This is a genomic window from Vibrio sp. Vb1026, from assembly GCF_033338745.1.
GTDB lineage: Bacteria > Pseudomonadota > Gammaproteobacteria > Enterobacterales > Vibrionaceae > Vibrio > Vibrio alginolyticus.
On sequence record NZ_JAWOTH010000019.1, the window covers coordinates 46,822 to 63,372 of the forward strand.

The window sequence follows — 16,551 nt, forward strand, 5'->3', positions numbered from 1 at the left end:
ACGGTGCTGCAAGGCACCGTTTTTTATTCCTTTCTATAAGAAAATTATCTCTTATTCCGTAATTTTCTTACCCAAAGCAATTTTTTTTTGTTACTTTATTGAACAGAAGACGCACAGGGAAACGTTTGTCTTCCTACAAAACTGTTAATTATCCCCTTTTTAATAGTTTTGTCCAATGTGCGCCACATTAGCCCACCTTTCCATTTTAAGGACGAGAAAAAATGGCCAAAGTTTCACTGGAAAAAGAAAAGATTAAGATCCTCTTGTTAGAGGGACTCCACCCTTCTTCAGTTGAAGTTCTTCAAGCAGCTGGTTATACCAACATTGAATACCATAAAGGTTCCCTTCCGGAAGAAGAACTAATTGAAGCGGTAAAAGACGTACACTTCATTGGTATCCGCTCCCGTACGAACCTATCCGAAGAGGTAATCAATGCGGCGAACAAGCTGGTTGCAATTGGCTGTTTTTGTATTGGTACTAACCAAGTAAACCTAGACGCAGCAGCAAAACGCGGTATTCCTGTCTTTAATGCACCATTCTCTAACACTCGAAGCGTGGCAGAGCTTGTACTTGGGCAAATCCTTTTACTAGTGCGTGGTATTCCTGAAAAGAATGCACTTGCACATCGCGGTATTTGGAAGAAAAGTGCAGACAACTCTTACGAAGCTCGTGGTAAGTGCCTTGGCATTATCGGATACGGTCACATTGGTACGCAGCTTGGTATTATTGCCGAAAACTTAGGTATGCGCGTTTACTACTACGATATTGAGAACAAACTGTCCCTTGGTAATGCGACGCAAGTACATACCATGAGTGAACTATTGAACAAATGTGATGTAATTTCTTTGCACGTTCCCGAAACACCGGAAACGAAAAACATGATGGGTGAAGCTGAATTTGCTCGAATGAAACCAGGTTCCATCTTTATCAACGCGGCACGTGGCACCGTTGTGGATATTCCTGCACTTTGCCATAGCTTAGAAGCTGGTCACCTTGCTGGCGCTGCAATTGATGTATTCCCAACTGAACCAAAAACGAATGCTGACCCGTTCGAGTCTCCTTTACAAAAATTCGATAACGTCATCCTCACTCCACACGTTGGTGGTTCAACACAAGAAGCACAAGAAAATATCGGCTTAGAAGTGGCGGGTAAACTGGCTAAGTACTCTGATAACGGATCGACACTTTCAAGCGTAAACTTCCCTGAAGTGTCATTACCAGAACACAGTGGTGAGTGCTCTCGTCTGCTTCATATCCACAAGAACCGTCCTGGTATTCTAACTCAGATCAACACCATCTTTGCTGAAGAAGGCATTAACATTGCCGCGCAGTACCTACAAACAGCCGCTGAAATAGGCTACGTAGTGATCGACGTTGAAACTGAACGAGCAGAAGAAGCTCTAACAAAGCTCAAAAACATTGAAGGCACAATCCGTGCTCGTATCCTTCACTAAACAGTGAAACAGAAACGACAAAGGCAGGGGTTGTAACTCCCTGCCTTTTGCTTTTTACTGTTTGCTAAGCCTTACTTTAGCTTATAAATGACATCGACTTGATCGCGAATGATCATGGTTGAATCTTGGTAGCTATTCGCTCCTTCTTTACTATCCATCGCCATTGAACGCATTAACACAGGCTGAACGTGCATCTGTCTGTAATTGATCTGCCATACATCGCCCAACTTTTTCTCAAAACCCGTCGCTAATGACCCTGCTTTTTCTCTTGCGTCCTTAATCGCAGCCATTCGTGCCTTTTGCTGATACTCGGCTTGGTTGCTTACCTTAAGTTGAATATTATCAACCTGATTAATTCCCGCTTCTAACGCCATATCTAGGTATTGGTTAAGGTTTTTCAGATCCGTCACCGTGACATCAATACTGCGAGATGCTCGATACCCAACAAGTTCTGCTTTTCCTGATTTAGGGTAATGGTACTGAGGAGCAAGGTATAAATTCGAGCTAGTAATATTGTCTTTTGACAAGCCGGCATCCGATAAGCTTTTTAGAAACTCTTCAACGGTTTTATCCACGGACAATTTCGCTTGTTCGGCCGTCATTGTCGTATCGACTACTTTTACAGAAAACGTAGCCATATCAGGTGTGGCCGTCACTTCGCCATACCCCGTTGTCGTAACATGAGCAAACTCTGGCGTATTCGCCAAAACTGAAGCACTGGTAAGGCTGAGTGCTGAAGCCAGCAAAAATGAATACAATTTCATTCAATAAATCCATCCATACAAAATTAAGTACTTAATCTCAGATTCCAACATCACTATCATGGCTGAGAAAGCGTGTGGTTTCATAATAGAAACTTCCGCCGATTATCCAAGCACCCATAGTGACTTCTAACACAACTTTGACTATGTAACATTGGCGTAATTTTTAAACAAAACACACTAAGTTAACGATATGCAGCTCTGACAAACTTATTGAGGTAGATGCTGCTGCGCATACCCCACTATTGCGTGTGAGATTTCTTGTAATACCCCAGTTTCTAACTGCCAGTGGTGCCAATAAATCCGATGGGACATTAAAAAACCTGGAGTCACATCAACCAACACACCTCTGTCTAATTCGTCGGTAATTTGCAAGCGGGGGATCAAGCAATAAGCAACACCAGCTAACGCCACTTTTAGAAACGCTTCAGAACTACTGATGTTGTGATGAATAACGCTGTCAGGATTGACGTTAAAATGCTCGGTAAGAAATGTTTTATGTAGATCATCATATTGGTCATATGAAACGGCCGGTGCTTTTGCCAATGTCTGATTATTTACGCCTTTAGAAAAATAACGCTGATAGAACTCTGGGCTCGCGACACAAACATAATCGATGCGACCTAAATAGTCTGCTCTGCATCCGGGGATTGGCTGGGACTCCAAGCTGATCGCTCCTGTCACTTCGCCACTTTTGAGTTTTTCAATAGAGCGGTATTCACCATAGATAGTCAGTTTTAGTTCAACTTGACGCTGCTTCATAACATTTTGCAGCGCTGGCAGTAGCCATGTTGCAAGGCTATCTGCATTAGTCGCTAAAGAGAGTTGCACAGGTCGCGTACTGGTATCATTCTTTAGTTCGGGGAGAATTTCATGCTCTAGCAAGCGTACTCGCCGATAAAGACCCAACAATTTTTTACCAATTGGCGTTGGCTTAGGTGGCTGGCTTCGAATTAAAACAGGCTGCGCGAGAAACTTCTCTAACTGCTTGATACGTTGAGAAATGGCGGATTGAGAAACAAATAAATGCTCAGCAGCACGCTCAAAGCTACCCTGATAAACTATAGCGTCTAATGCCTCAATCCATTTGTAATCTAACCCTCGCATACCTTTCCTCTCACTCTTGATCAAACGCCTCCCGTTAAATTAGTCTATCTAATGTAAGATTAAAATCATTAATTACACTTATTTAGATAAACACTTTATCTTTCCCCTTTCTGTAAATGTATTTGTTATTTTGAAGTGAGGTGAAGTGTGAGCTTGTGGGTTCTATTGCAAGGTTTTGGTTTAGGAGCATCAATGATCATTCCGATCGGGGCGCAAAATGCGTATGTTTTGAATCAAGGCATAAAGCGTAACCACCACCTAACAACCGCCACTATTTGTAGCGTGCTAGATATGATTTTCATCTCTCTAGGTATCTTTGGTGGTGGTGCAATTCTGTCTCAAAATGAAATCTTACTGACGTCGGTGACACTTGGTGGTATTGCTTTCTTGAGCTTCTATGGACTGCTCTCGCTAAAAAGTGCTTTTAAGCCAGAGAGTGAATCGGAATCAAAAGGGGAGATCGTAGCTCGAGGTCGTCGAACGGTTATTCTAGGTGCGTTAGCTGTCACTGTGCTTAATCCGCACTTATATTTAGATACAGTCGTTATTCTAGGTTCGATCGGTGGACAATTTGAAGGCCATGATCGCATTGCTTTTGCACTAGGTACGATTATGGCTTCCTTTGTTTGGTTCTACACTTTATCGATAGGAGCAGCCAAACTAGGTCCAACACTCTCTCAACCAAAAGTGAAAAAAACCATCGACATTGCAATCGCAATGATGATGTTCACAATAGCGTATATCTTAGCGAGTGAGCTTATTGATAAGTATTGGTAATCACCAGGTAGTAAGGCAGCAAAGACATGGAGTCACTAAAACATATTTATAACAACAATAGAGAGCGATTCAACGCGCTCTCTATTCCTTTTCGGGAATGGCAGCACGAAGCCATCTTAGACTTTGAGACAGATATACGCATTGCGAGAGAGCTTGGTTGGACGGGTACGCATACCAAAAGCCTCTTTTTAACACTCAAAGGACAAGGTTACGCGGTTTATCTGACAGATAAGGACTCGCGCCTCGATGCCAAGCAGATTAAAGCGATTACAGGTAAACGTCCCTCTATTTGTAATGATGATGAAATGGTCGAAGTGTTAGGTTGCGTACCCGGCGCGGTTTGCCCAATAGGCTTACCGGAATACATCACTATCATTGTTGATACCAATCTCTATCAACATCAAGAGTTGCTCTATACGCCTGGCTTACCTGAGTTCACATTTGGATTTGCAGGTAAACATCTAAAACGCCTCTTACTTGCTGGTCATCACACCCTTTACGAAATATAAAAAAGCGAGGCCTATTGGCCTCGCTTTTGAATATCGACTGCTTTTGATTAAGCGTCGACTTTGTTCAGGTGAACATCCATTTGTGGGAATGGAATCTCGATACCATTTTCATCCAATGCTTCTTTAATACCTTGCATTGCATCAAAGTATACGCCCCAGTAATCTGCAGTTTTCACCCATGGACGAACCACAAAGTTAACTGAAGAGTCTGCTAACGTAAGTACACCAATTGTGATATCTGGGTCTTTCAAGATACGTGGATCTTTCTCTAGCGTCTCACGAATCACTTTCTTCGTTAGTTTAAGGTCTGCTTTGTATGAAACACCAATCACTAGGTCGACACGTCGTGTCGCATGGCGAGAGTAGTTAGTAATGGCACCGCCGATAACTGAAGAGTTAGGCACAACAACCATTTTGTTGTCTGGTGTTTTTAGAACGGTTTGGAAGATTTGAATTGCTTCAACACTACCCGCTACACCACCGATTTCTACGTAGTCGCCTGATTTGAATGGACGGAACGCAACAATAAGTACGCCTGCTGCAAAGTTTGATAGTGAACCTTGTAGTGCAAGACCAACAGCAAGACCTGCCGCACCAATCACAGCAACAACAGAAGCGGTTTGAACTCCTAATCGACCAAGAGCCGCGATTAGCACGATTACAAATAGCAAGTAACGAACAAGACCGTGAATAAATTCAACGACGGCCTTATCCATGTTTTTCTTTTCTAGTACTTTAGAAACACTACCAGCGACTGCCTTAACGATAAGATTACCGATAAACAGAATAAGCACCGCAGAGATAATGTTCACACCGTACTGAACCAGTAGATCTGAATTGTTTGTCAGCCAAGTTTCAGCCTGAGTTAGACCATCCGTTAAAGTGGTATCGATACCCACCGATTCACCTGCCATAATTCTTATCCTCAAAAATAAAGAGATATAAATCCAATTGCCGTTAATTTATGAACCTTGTTTTTTAAAGGCTCTTTTCTAAAACAACATCCCTATTGCTCCACTGAACAGTGTCAGATTTTTGGCACAATATCCCAACTCTGACTTTTTTCAAAGTCAGAGTTTCGCAAAGATATGCAAAACAAGACTTTATCAGAGCTTTCTGACACTGACTTGTTACAGGTTACGCAATGCACTCTGATTTCGCCACTCTTAAGACTGATATTCCCATGTTTTCTTTAAAAAAAACGTTAAAGGTGAGATATCTCACTAGCAAATACAACCTAACGCATAAAAATATCGGGAGAAAGCAGAGGGGAAGAAAATGATAGATATAAAAAAAACCCGCTCAAAGAGCGGGTTTTTAAGTAACTTAATCAGTAACGATTATAGTACGTCAACTGCGTTAAGGTCAGCAAATGCTTGCTCTAGACGAGTAACCATTGAAGCTTGGCCTGCACGTAGCCATACGCGTGGATCGTAGTACTTCTTGTTTGGTGCATCTTCACCAGTTGGGTTACCGATCTGACCTTGTAGGTAATCGTGATTTTCAGCTTCGAACTTACGGATACCATCCCAAGTAGCCCACTGTGTATCAGTATCGATGTTCATTTTGATTACACCGTAGCCGATAGATTCACGGATTTCTTCTAGAGAAGAACCTGAACCACCGTGGAATACGAAGTTTAGAGAGTTCGCTGGAAGACCGAATTTCTCAGAAACGTGCGCTTGAGAATCACGTAGGATAGTTGGAGTTAGTACAACGTTACCTGGCTTGTATACGCCGTGTACGTTACCGAAAGATGCTGCGATAGTGAAACGGTGGCTGATTGCGCTTAGTTTCTCGTATGCGTATGCAACGTCTTCTGGAGAAGTGTATAGCTCAGACGCATCCATATCAGAGTTGTCAACGCCGTCTTCTTCACCACCAGTACAACCTAGTTCGATTTCTAGAGTCATGTTCATTTTAGCCATGCGCTCTAGGTACTTAGCAGAAATTTCGATGTTCTCTTCTAGAGACTCTTCAGAAAGGTCGATCATGTGAGAAGAGAATAGTGGCTTACCAGTTTGCGCGAAGTACTCTTCACCAGCGTCTAGTAGACCGTCGATCCAAGGAAGTAGTTTCTTAGCTGCGTGGTCAGTGTGTAGGATTACTGGAACACCGTAAGCTTCAGCTACAGCGTGAACGTATTTCGCACCAGCAACAGCACCTAGGATTTGAGCTTCTTGACCTTCAAGTTTTAGACCTTTACCAGCAAAGAAAGCAGCGCCACCGTTAGAGAACTGAACGATAACTGGAGCTTTAACTTTTGCAGCTGCTTCAAGTACTGCGTTTACAGAGTCAGTACCCACACAGTTTACTGCTGGAAGTGCAAAGCTGTTTTCTTTTGCAACTTCAAATACTTTCTGAACGTCATCGCCAGAGATAACACCTGGTTTTACGAAGTCGAAGATCTTAGACATGGATGTAATCCTATTTATCTGTCGTTTTTAAACAAAACTTGTTAAGTTGAAAATCTTGCAAACGTTTGCTCACAACTGAGGCTATTCTAGCAGAGTTCCTCACACGTTGCAGCAAACAAGAAAGCGGGAGAATCACTCCCCCGCTTTGCTTTAATTACTTAGCGCGTGCTTCTAGCATTTCTACTGCTGGAAGAACTTTACCTTCTACGAACTCAAGGAAAGCGCCGCCGCCAGTAGAGATGTAAGATACATCCGCTTTGATACCGAACTTGTCGATAGCCGCTAGCGTGTCACCACCGCCTGCAACAGAGAAGCCTTCAGAAGCTGCGATAGCTTCAGAGATACCTTTAGTACCTGCTTCGAAGTTCTTGAATTCGAATACGCCTACTGGACCGTTCCATAGGATAGTCTTAGCGTTTTTAAGGATTTCAGCTAGTTCAGCAGTTGAATCTGGACCAAGGTCGAAGATCATGTCGTCGTCTTGTACTTCAGAAACGTGCTTGATTTCAGCTTCTGCGTTCTCGTCAAATGCTTTCGCACATGCAACGTCAGTTGCTACTGGAATTGCACACTCGTCCATTAGCTTCTTAGCTGTTTCAACTAGGTCTGCTTCGTATAGAGACTTACCAACGTTGTGGCCAGCAGCTGCGATGAATGTGTTAGCAATACCACCACCAACAACGAGTTGGTCAGCGATTTTAGATAGAGACTCAAGAACAGTTAGCTTAGTAGAAACTTTTGAACCACCTACGATAGCAACCATTGGACGAGCTGGCTTGTCCATTGCTTTGCCTAGCGCTTCTAGTTCGTTTGCTAGTAGAGGACCAGCACATGCTACGTCTGCGTGCATGCCAACGCCGTGAGTAGATGCTTGAGCACGGTGAGCCGTACCGAATGCGTCCATTACGAATACGTCACATAGTGCTGCATATTTCTTAGATAGCTCTTCGTCGTTTTTCTTTTCGCCTTTGTTGAAGCGAACGTTTTCAAGAACAACAAGTTCACCCGCATTTAGCTCTAGGCCATCTAGGTAGTCTTTTGCTAGCTTCACTTCGCAATCTAGTGCGTCGTTTAGGTAGTTAACAACTGGTTGTAGAGAGAACTCTTCAGCGTATTCACCTTCAGTTGGGCGACCTAGGTGAGACGTAACCATTACTTTAGCGCCTGCTTCTAGGCAGTGCTTAATAGTTGGAAGAGATGCGATGATACGTGCATCCGAAGTTACTTTACCGTCTTTTACTGGCACGTTTAGGTCAGCACGGATAAATACACGTTTACCTGCAAGATCCAGGTCAGTCATCTTGATTACAGACATGATGTGTCCTCTCAAATATTTAATAATTAAAGTTTTTGAAAACTCGGCAACCCTGCCAAGCCTGTTAATTCTTCAAACTGGTTATAGATATGGAGATATTATGGATTTATTTCAAGGCTTGAAATAAAAATTCTCCATCACTTCTTCGTCATTACTGTTCCACTTGCGAAGAAGCTTGCATTGCTAAGGCAGTATCCAGCATCCGGTTAGCAAAGCCCCATTCGTTGTCGCACCAAACGAGCATTTTTACGAGTTGCCCGTTACTCACTCTAGTCTGGCTTCCATCCACAATCGCACTATGGGGGTCGTGGTTAAAGTCGATGGAAACGAGTGGCGATTCAGTATAGTCAACAATGTTACGTAATGTACACTGAGATGCGTTAACAATGGTTTGATTTACGTCATTAACTTTCACATTTGTACTAATTGTGACACTTAAATCCATTGCAGTGACGTTAACCGTTGGAACACGAACAGAAATTGCTTCGAATTTGTTGGAAAATTTCGGGAAGATTCTTTCAATCCCCTTATGCAACTTAGTGTCCACCGGAATAATAGATTGGCTTGCAGCGCGGGTACGGCGTAAGTCGTTATGATACGCATCAATTACTTGTTGATCGTTCATGGACGAATGAATTGTGGTAATGGTGCCAGACTCTATGCCGAAGGCTTCGTCTAATACTTTAATGATGGGAACGATACAGTTGGTGGTGCAAGAACCATTGGAGACAACACGGTGCTCGTCTTTCAGAGTTTCGTGGTTCACGCCATAGATAATCGTATTATCTAGGTCGTTTGCGCCCGGGTGCGAAAACAGTACTTTCTTCGCGCCTGCTTCTATATGCGCTTGCCCATCCGCTTGCGAACCAAATACGCCAGTGCAATCCAAGACGATATCAACTTCTAAATCACGCCAAGGAAGTAATTCGATTTCGGAGAGGTGGAGAATGCGAATGGAATCATATTCACCGCTGTCATGATGAACATGCAAATGTTCTTGGTCATGGGAAATTTTTTTACCAAAGCGACCATGACTGGTGTCATATTGCAGTAGGTGTGCCATCGCCTCTGGCTGTGCTAGTTCGTTTACCGCCACAACCTTGATCTGCTGGTGTTTTCCGCTTTCATACACCGCTCGCAGAACATTACGACCTATACGTCCAAATCCATTGATCGCAACCTTTAGCATTTATCCTTCGCCCTACCAAAAATTTCGTGTCACAGATACTACCTGATCAGGCAGACAAACGCACCTGTTGAATCAAAGTAAAGCAGGATTAAAAAAGGTCGAGACTATGCTCGACCTTATTACAACGATAGATAATTAAAATGCGACGTCTAAACCTAACCAGTAGCGACGACCATCTTCAATATATCCGTATTCTTCGTAACTGATTTCCTCGTCCAGCAAGTTATAGATAGCGCCTTTAATACGAGTATTGTCGGTTAACTGGTATGTCACACCGGCGTCCACAAAGGTATAAGCTGGTTCTACAATACTGTTTCTTGATGGGCCAGTAACCGGATCCATTTCTTTACCTCGGTACGTGACTTTCGCCCAGCTCTCTAGATCTGTTGTCGTTTGCCAAGTCACATCCACATTAAACAGATGCTTTGGTAACTGCTGCAGCGGCATGCCTTTGTATTCACCTGTTTTTTGCTCTGAGTCGGTAAATGTGTAGCTCGAGCTAAGGTAAATGGTTTCCGTTAACGGCGATGCTAAGGTCGCTTCAATACCTTGTGTGACGGCTTCATCCACGTTAATACGGTACGTTGGATCTGCGCCCCATTGGTTTGGACCATCAGTACAGATAGTGTCTGGACAAACAACACGTGTGATCTTGTCTTTGAATTCGTTATGGAACGCTGTCAAAGAGACATCTAAGCCAGAATCACCTTGATACAAGACGCTGATTTCTTTGTTTAGCGACGTTTCAGGGTCAAGATCTGGGTTACCGTAGATATTACCGCCACCACTGACTTGCGCCCAGCCAGGAGTAATTTCACGTAATTGTGGAGAACGGAAACCTGTTGCCACACCGCCTTTCACCGTCCAAGACGGATCAACTCGCCATACACCGTAAACACGTGGACTAAAGTGCGCGCCATAGTTTTCGTCATGATCTAGACGACCACCAAGCGTAACGCTAAACGGATCAGCGATTCTCCATTCATCTTCAATGAAAACAGCCCACTGCGTATTCGATGTTTCAGTCTTCGACGACGCTTTGTTGGAGGTGAAATCCTCAAGCTCTGCATGAGTAGCGTCCACACCCGTCGTCAACGTATGGTTTCCAATACCAGTCACCAAGCTCGATTTGAACGTGGTGTTGGTGATCGTCATCTCACGAGATTTGTTCTCGCTCTCTTCTCGCTGTAAGTAAGTATCTGAAATGCCAATCGAATCCCAATCACCGTTGTGGCTTACCGTTACGTAATTACGACGATATTCATTCAGTGAATCTTCACACCCTCCACGACACCCAGTGGTCGGCACTGAAAGGCCCACATTGCCACGACGACTTTGTGCCGACGTGCCACCTTCTAATTGTACCGAGTGGCGCTCATTAATCTGGTAAGTCAGTTTTGAAGAGATACTCTGCATATCTTTATCTTCATAACCGTATTCGATGTCATCTTCTTCTCTGGTTGTGTACTGACCATATACTTGGAGAGATAAATTTTCAGCCAACGGACCATTAACGAAAAAGTTCGCGCTCTGCTCTCCACCTGAGCGGCTATTCTCTTGTAGTACCGTGCCCAGTTGAACATTACCCGTCCACTCTAACGCATCTTTTCGTGTGATGACGTTAATCACACCACCAATCGCATCAGAACCGTAAAGCGTCGACATTGGGCCGCGAATAACTTCGATTCGCTCAATCGCTTGAAGAGGAGGTAACCAACCTTGTTCGATACCTGGGCCGTCACTATTTGGACGAGTTTCACGCGTGCTTTGACGTTTACCATCGACCAGTATCAAAGTGTATTTAGAACCCATACCACGGATACTAATGTCGGTAGTATCACCACCACCTGTCACGACAACACCTGGCACACTTTTTAGTGCATCAGTCACATCGCGGTAATAACGGGAGTCCAACTCCTCACGTGAAATCACACTAATACTTGCAGGCGCGTCCGCTTGAGATTGCTCGTAGCTTGATGCAGTTACAACCACTGTTTCCATTTTAGAAACTGCATCATTGGCAAAAACATGAGGGACACTGACGAAGGCTAAAATACCAGTTGCGGTAATAACTGGCAGTCTAAGAGTAGACATCTACATCTCCATAATTGATAATGATTATTATTTTCGAAAGTGAATTATTCACAAATAGAATGAGATGCATAGTGAGAGTTATGGAACGGTTCTTTCCATTTATGGAACTCGTACATAACGCAGTAAGGAGTAAAAGAAATATGCACGACTTAGCATCAATTAGAGCCTTTGATGCGCTCAATCAGCATAAAAGTTTGACAGCCGCTGCTAAAGCCCTTAATCAGCCAAAATCAACGCTAAGTCGTCGCTTGGCACAATTAGAAGAAGACTTCGGTCAGGCTCTAACCGCCAGACAAGGTAATCGATTAGTTCTGACAAGAGCTGGAGAAATCTTTGCCCACTACAGCCGCCAGATTCTTGAGTTAAGTGAAGAGAGTTATGATGCACTCCAAGGTTTAACGAACCAAGTTTCAGGGCCACTGCATATTGTTTGTCACACCGCCTTAGTTAGAAGCTGGCTCGGCGGCGTACTCAATCGTTTTCTTGCTGATAATCCCGATGTTAGAGTTCAGCTTACCAGTGACTTTTCTGAAGCGCACCATGACCCAGATTTGTTCATCTGGCTCGGTGAACGTAAAGAGCTAGACTGGCGAAAAGAAGTGCTGGGGGTATTTCGCTATACGCCTTTTGCCTCTCCAAATTATCTAAAACAACATGGGCCTATACCGCACCCCAAAGAACTTGAAGCTCATCCATGGATCGATTTTGGTTCAGTGCAAGAAAATGGATTGATGCTAGCACACCCTCAACACGGTGAATTCTTTTTAGAACCCTTTGTTAGTCGCTTATACAGCGACAACATAGCAATGCAAATAGACAGTATCGCGAATGGTCATGGTATTGGACTGCTGCCGACTTGGACAGCATGCGGCTATGAGAAACATCACCCAGGGCGAATCACACCTTGCTTAGAAGGTTGGCTTTCTGAGCCTATTTCCATTAACTGCTATACACCAGCAGGACGACCACCACTGCGCTTATCCGTACTTTTAGACTGCATTCACCAAAGCATTCCACAAGGTTGGAAAACCTGACAAAAATAAAAAGGCCATCATAATGATGGCCTTTCTAACTTTAGCGTTTAACAATCGTCGTTTACGTTCGACTGTTTAGACGGTCCTACAATTACGCTAGCAATTCTTTTGCTGTGTTCACTACGTTTTCAGTCGTGAAGCCAAACATCTCGAATAGCTGACCAGCAGGTGCAGATTCACCGAATGTTGTCATACCGATGATGCGACCGTCGAAGCCAACGTACTTGTACCAGAAATCAGCAATGCCCGCTTCAATAGCGATACGTGCCGTTACGTCTGATGGCAGTACAGATTCACGGTAAGCGGCGTCTTGTTTGTCGAATGCATCTGTTGATGGCATTGAAACAACGCGTACTTTCTTGCCTTCTGAAGTTAGTTGCTCAGCGGCTTTCACTGCAAGCTCAACCTCAGAACCTGTTGCGATAAGGATTAGCTCAGGCTTACCTTCGCTATCTTTCAGGATGTAAGCACCTTTCGCGATGTCTGCGACTTGTTCAGCAGTACGCTCTTGTTGCGCTAGGTTTTGACGAGAGAAGATAAGTGCAGTTGGTGCATCTTTACGTTCAATCGCTAGTTTCCATGCAACTGCAGACTCAACTTGGTCACATGGGCGCCATGTGCTCATGTTTGGAGTTACACGTAGAGACGCCATTTGCTCAACAGGTTGGTGAGTTGGGCCATCTTCGCCAAGACCGATCGAATCATGCGTGTAAACTTGGATGTTCTGAATTTTCATCAGCGCAGCCATACGCATTGCGTTACGAGCGTATTCCATGAACATTAGGAATGTTGCGCCGTAAGGAACGAAACCACCGTGCAATGCGATACCGTTGATGATAGCAGTCATACCGAATTCGCGTACACCGTAGTGGATGTAGTTGCCAGAGAAGTCCTCCGTTTCTAGAGACTTAGAACCAGACCACATGGTCAGGTTAGAAGGCGCTAGGTCAGCAGAACCACCCATAAACTCAGGAAGCATTTGACCAAACGCTTCTAGTGCATTTTGCGATGCTTTACGTGATGCAATGTTCGCTGGGTTTGCTTGAAGATCAGCAATGATTTGGTTCGCTTTTTCTTCCCACTGTGCAGGAAGTTCGCCGTTTAGACGACGTTTAAGCTCTGCCGCTTCAGCAGGGTAAGCTGCAGCGTATGCTTCGAATTTTTCATTCCAAGCTGCTTCTTTCGCGGCGCCCGCTTCTTTTGCATCCCACTCAGCGTAAACATCTGCCGGGATCTCAAATGGGCCGTACTCCCAACCTAGGTATTCGCGAGCCGCTTGGATTTCATCGTGACCTAGTGGTGCACCGTGACAGTCGTGTGAGCCAGACTTGTTAGGAGAACCGAAACCGATAATTGTTTTGGTACAGATAAGCGTAGGACGTGGGTCCGCTTTTGCTGCTTCAATTGCTGCGTTGATCGCGTCTGAGTCGTGACCATCGACTGCTGGGATTACATGCCAGCCGTACGCTTCAAAACGCTTAGGTGTATCGTCAGAGAACCAGCCTTCAACATGACCGTCGATAGAAATGCCGTTGTCATCCCAGAACGCGATCAGTTTGCCTAGACCTAACGTCCCAGCAAGAGAGCATGCTTCATGCGAGATGCCTTCCATTAGACAGCCGTCACCCATGAACACATACGTAAAGTGGTCAACGATATCGTGACCTTCTTTGTTGAACTGTGCCGCTAGTGCTTTCTCTGCGATCGCCATACCAACAGCGTTAGTGATGCCTTGACCTAGAGGACCCGTTGTTGTCTCGATACCAGGCGCGTAGCCGTACTCTGGGTGACCTGGGGTTTTTGAGTGCAATTGACGGAAGTTTTTCAGATCGTCAATAGATAGCTCGTAACCGCTTAAGTGCAGTAGAGAGTAAATAAGCATTGACCCATGACCGTTTGACAGCACAAAGCGATCGCGGTCGGCCCACTCTGGGTTTGAAGGGTTATGGTTTAGGTGAGAGCGCCAAAGAACTTCAGCGATATCAGCCATACCCATTGGTGCGCCTGGGTGGCCTGAGTTAGCTTGTTGAACACCATCCATGCTTAGAGCACGAATTGCATTGGCAAGATGTTTACGAGACGACATGTCTGCTCCTGAGTACATTAAGCGAAACGAAAAGTAGGTCATAATTCTCTCAAAGCCCTGTTGGGTGTGCAAACGTTTTCCAGTCCAAAACCTCACAAATATTGCACCTTTCGCGCCAAATCGTTCGAAGTTCTTAAAATTATCAATAAATCAGGCAAACGTTTGGTTATAACAAAAACCAAAAAAGAGCTTGTAATTCGAGCAATCAAATTTAGAATAGACGTCTAGATGTAGATACACCTACAAAAATTAGTATTAATTTGCGCTGGAGAGTTTATCATTCCCCAGTTTTAAACCAGATATAGTGGAGCTAACATGGCTAAGCACCTGTTTACTTCTGAGTCAGTATCAGAAGGTCATCCAGATAAAATTGCAGACCAGATTTCTGATGCGGTTCTTGACGCGATTCTAGAGCAAGATCCAAAGGCTCGTGTTGCATGTGAGACTTACGTTAAAACCGGTATGGTAATGGTGGGTGGTGAAATCACGACTTCAGCATGGGTAGACATCGAAGAGTTAACTCGTGAAACCGTTCGTGAAATCGGCTACGTACATTCAGATATGGGCTTTGACGCAGATTCTTGTGCGGTACTAAACACAATCGGTAAACAGTCGCCAGATATCAACCAAGGTGTTGATAAAGCTGACCCTAAAGAACAAGGTGCAGGCGACCAAGGCATCATGTTTGGTTACGCTTGTAACGAAACTGAAGTACTAATGCCAGCGCCAATTACTTACTCTCACCGTCTTGTTCAAAAGCAAGCAGAAGTTCGTAAAAACGGCACACTACCTTGGTTGCGTCCTGATGCAAAATCTCAGGTAACATTCCAATACGATCAAGGTAACATCGTTGGTATCGACGCGGTTGTTCTTTCAACTCAACACTGTGACTCAATCTCAACTTCAGACCTGCGTGAAGCGGTAATGGAAGAGATCATTAAGCCAGTGCTACCTTCTGAGTGGATCAACAAAGAAACAAACTTCTTCATTAACCCAACCGGTCGCTTCGTAATCGGTGGTCCTATGGGTGACTGTGGCCTAACTGGTCGTAAGATCATCGTAGATACCTACGGCGGCGCAGCTCGTCACGGTGGCGGTGCGTTTTCTGGTAAAGATCCATCAAAAGTTGACCGTAGTGCAGCATACGCAGCACGCTACGTAGCGAAAAACATCGTAGCGGCAGGCATGGCTGACCGTTGTGAGATCCAACTTTCTTACGCAATCGGTGTTGCTGATCCAACGTCTATCATGGTGGAAACGTTCGGTACTGAGAAAGTATCTCACGACATCATCATTGAAGCGGTTCGTCAATTCTTCGACCTACGTCCATACGGTCTACAAGAAATGCTTAACCTTCTTCAACCTATCTACAAGAAGACAGCGGCTTACGGTCACTTCGGTCGTGAAGAATTCCCGTGGGAAGCGACAGACAAAGCTGCACTTCTACGCGATTTCGCTGGCATCAAATAATCAAGCCAAGCAAGAATCAATCAAGCCCTCGCCTATGGCGGGGGCTTTTTATTTTCAGCAACTTTTATCCAGCCATTTCGGCTCATACCGCCCTGCCCCACAAAGCAGTCCTGTTTCTCCCTCATTTTTATACCGAATAAATTTTAAGCAATTATTTGTAAATTATCCCATCTCCGCCAATAGTTAAAATATTGTTAACTCCAATTTAAATAGAGACGTCGGATGCTGGCGACTGTGGAAGCAACACTTAAGTAAAGACATGAGTCAGGCATCTTTATGGCCGATACCAAACTAAGCCAATGCTCAGATGTAAACTTGAAAAAGTCGCTTCAAGTTTG

At 44.3% G+C, this 16,551-nt stretch carries 13 protein-coding genes; 5 read left to right on the forward strand and 8 right to left on the reverse strand.

Translation table 11 applies throughout. The features are described 5' to 3' along the window. Positions 1-221 precede the first annotated feature (221 nt). Entirely contained in the window at positions 222-1,454 is a 1,233-nt protein-coding gene (gene serA / locus R7E47_RS20820) for a phosphoglycerate dehydrogenase (protein WP_017821632.1), read from the forward strand. Positions 1,455-1,525: 71 nt separating this feature from the next. On the opposite strand, the gene R7E47_RS20825 is transcribed toward serA, so the two are convergent. Both R7E47_RS20825 and R7E47_RS20830 read right to left on the reverse strand, forming a co-directional pair. After that, positions 1,526-2,218 carry an oxidative stress defense protein gene (locus R7E47_RS20825; RefSeq protein WP_005384550.1) on the reverse strand — a complete coding sequence of 231 codons (693 nt, stop codon included), beginning with the start codon at positions 2,216-2,218 and terminating at the stop codon, positions 1,526-1,528. Positions 2,219-2,425: 207 nt separating this feature from the next. Further along, positions 2,426-3,322 carry a LysR family transcriptional regulator ArgP gene (locus R7E47_RS20830; protein WP_005380990.1) on the reverse strand — a complete coding sequence of 299 codons (897 nt, stop codon included), beginning with the start codon at positions 3,320-3,322 and terminating at the stop codon, positions 2,426-2,428. 147 nt (positions 3,323-3,469) lie between these two features. Here R7E47_RS20830 and R7E47_RS20835 point away from each other — a divergent pair, with 147 nt between their 5' ends. Next, a complete protein-coding gene (locus R7E47_RS20835) occupies positions 3,470-4,099 on the forward strand; it encodes a LysE/ArgO family amino acid transporter (protein ID WP_031780897.1) in 630 nt (209 codons plus the stop codon). A gap of 26 nt (positions 4,100-4,125) precedes the next feature. Further along, positions 4,126-4,608 carry a YbaK/EbsC family protein gene (locus R7E47_RS20840; protein WP_042521288.1) on the forward strand — a complete coding sequence of 161 codons (483 nt, stop codon included), beginning with the start codon at positions 4,126-4,128 and terminating at the stop codon, positions 4,606-4,608. 47 nt (positions 4,609-4,655) lie between these two features. Here R7E47_RS20840 and mscS read toward each other — a convergent pair whose 3' ends face one another. From mscS to R7E47_RS20865, 5 genes are all read right to left on the reverse strand, one after another. Beyond that, complete coding sequence (mscS, locus tag R7E47_RS20845; protein WP_005384548.1) at positions 4,656-5,522, reverse strand: small-conductance mechanosensitive channel MscS; 867 nt, start codon at positions 5,520-5,522, stop codon at positions 4,656-4,658. A gap of 426 nt (positions 5,523-5,948) precedes the next feature. After that, positions 5,949-7,025 (reverse strand): class II fructose-bisphosphate aldolase, encoded by a 1,077-nt coding sequence (gene fbaA / locus R7E47_RS20850; protein ID WP_005380996.1) that lies wholly within the window; start codon positions 7,023-7,025, stop codon positions 5,949-5,951. A gap of 154 nt (positions 7,026-7,179) precedes the next feature. Next, on the reverse strand, positions 7,180-8,340 hold the full coding sequence (locus tag R7E47_RS20855) for a phosphoglycerate kinase (RefSeq protein WP_005384547.1): 1,161 nt from the start codon (positions 8,338-8,340) through the stop codon (positions 7,180-7,182). Between the two features lie 151 nt (positions 8,341-8,491). Beyond that, positions 8,492-9,529 carry an erythrose-4-phosphate dehydrogenase gene (gene epd, locus R7E47_RS20860; RefSeq protein ID WP_005384545.1) on the reverse strand — a complete coding sequence of 346 codons (1,038 nt, stop codon included), beginning with the start codon at positions 9,527-9,529 and terminating at the stop codon, positions 8,492-8,494. A gap of 135 nt (positions 9,530-9,664) precedes the next feature. Then, positions 9,665-11,623, reverse strand: a complete 1,959-nt coding sequence (locus R7E47_RS20865; RefSeq protein ID WP_005380999.1) for a ligand-gated channel protein — start codon at positions 11,621-11,623, stop codon at positions 9,665-9,667. A gap of 140 nt (positions 11,624-11,763) precedes the next feature. On the opposite strand from R7E47_RS20865, the gene R7E47_RS20870 reads away from it, so the two are divergent. Beyond that, positions 11,764-12,657: a LysR family transcriptional regulator gene (locus R7E47_RS20870; protein ID WP_017633561.1), complete on the forward strand. Its 894-nt coding sequence runs from the start codon at positions 11,764-11,766 to the stop codon at positions 12,655-12,657. Between the two features lie 91 nt (positions 12,658-12,748). On the opposite strand, the gene tkt is transcribed toward R7E47_RS20870, so the two are convergent. Next, a complete protein-coding gene (gene tkt, locus R7E47_RS20875) occupies positions 12,749-14,743 on the reverse strand; it encodes a transketolase (RefSeq protein WP_005381028.1) in 1,995 nt (664 codons plus the stop codon). A gap of 315 nt (positions 14,744-15,058) precedes the next feature. Between tkt and metK the strand changes: the two genes are divergently transcribed. Next, a complete protein-coding gene (metK, locus tag R7E47_RS20880) occupies positions 15,059-16,213 on the forward strand; it encodes a methionine adenosyltransferase (RefSeq protein WP_005381027.1) in 1,155 nt (384 codons plus the stop codon). Positions 16,214-16,551: the final 338 nt, after the last annotated feature.

What these genes read in the sequence shown, in the direction of transcription:
- epd (WP_005384545.1), bottom strand. Translation starts at nt 9,529, where the DNA reads ATGCTAAAGGTTGCGATCAATGGATTTGGACGTATAGGTCGTAATGTT.
- R7E47_RS20870 (WP_017633561.1), top strand. Translation starts at nt 11,764, where the DNA reads ATGCACGACTTAGCATCAATTAGAGCCTTTGATGCGCTCAATCAGCAT.
- R7E47_RS20865 (WP_005380999.1), bottom strand. Translation starts at nt 11,623, where the DNA reads ATGTCTACTCTTAGACTGCCAGTTATTACCGCAACTGGTATTTTAGCC.
- R7E47_RS20825 (WP_005384550.1), bottom strand. Translation starts at nt 2,218, where the DNA reads ATGAAATTGTATTCATTTTTGCTGGCTTCAGCACTCAGCCTTACCAGT.
- tkt (WP_005381028.1), bottom strand. Translation starts at nt 14,743, where the DNA reads ATGTCGTCTCGTAAACATCTTGCCAATGCAATTCGTGCTCTAAGCATG.
- mscS (WP_005384548.1), bottom strand. Translation starts at nt 5,522, where the DNA reads ATGGCAGGTGAATCGGTGGGTATCGATACCACTTTAACGGATGGTCTA.
- fbaA (WP_005380996.1), bottom strand. Translation starts at nt 7,025, where the DNA reads ATGTCTAAGATCTTCGACTTCGTAAAACCAGGTGTTATCTCTGGCGAT.
- R7E47_RS20855 (WP_005384547.1), bottom strand. Translation starts at nt 8,340, where the DNA reads ATGTCTGTAATCAAGATGACTGACCTGGATCTTGCAGGTAAACGTGTA.
- R7E47_RS20830 (WP_005380990.1), bottom strand. Translation starts at nt 3,322, where the DNA reads ATGCGAGGGTTAGATTACAAATGGATTGAGGCATTAGACGCTATAGTT.
- metK (WP_005381027.1), top strand. Translation starts at nt 15,059, where the DNA reads ATGGCTAAGCACCTGTTTACTTCTGAGTCAGTATCAGAAGGTCATCCA.
- serA (WP_017821632.1), top strand. Translation starts at nt 222, where the DNA reads ATGGCCAAAGTTTCACTGGAAAAAGAAAAGATTAAGATCCTCTTGTTA.
- R7E47_RS20840 (WP_042521288.1), top strand. Translation starts at nt 4,126, where the DNA reads ATGGAGTCACTAAAACATATTTATAACAACAATAGAGAGCGATTCAAC.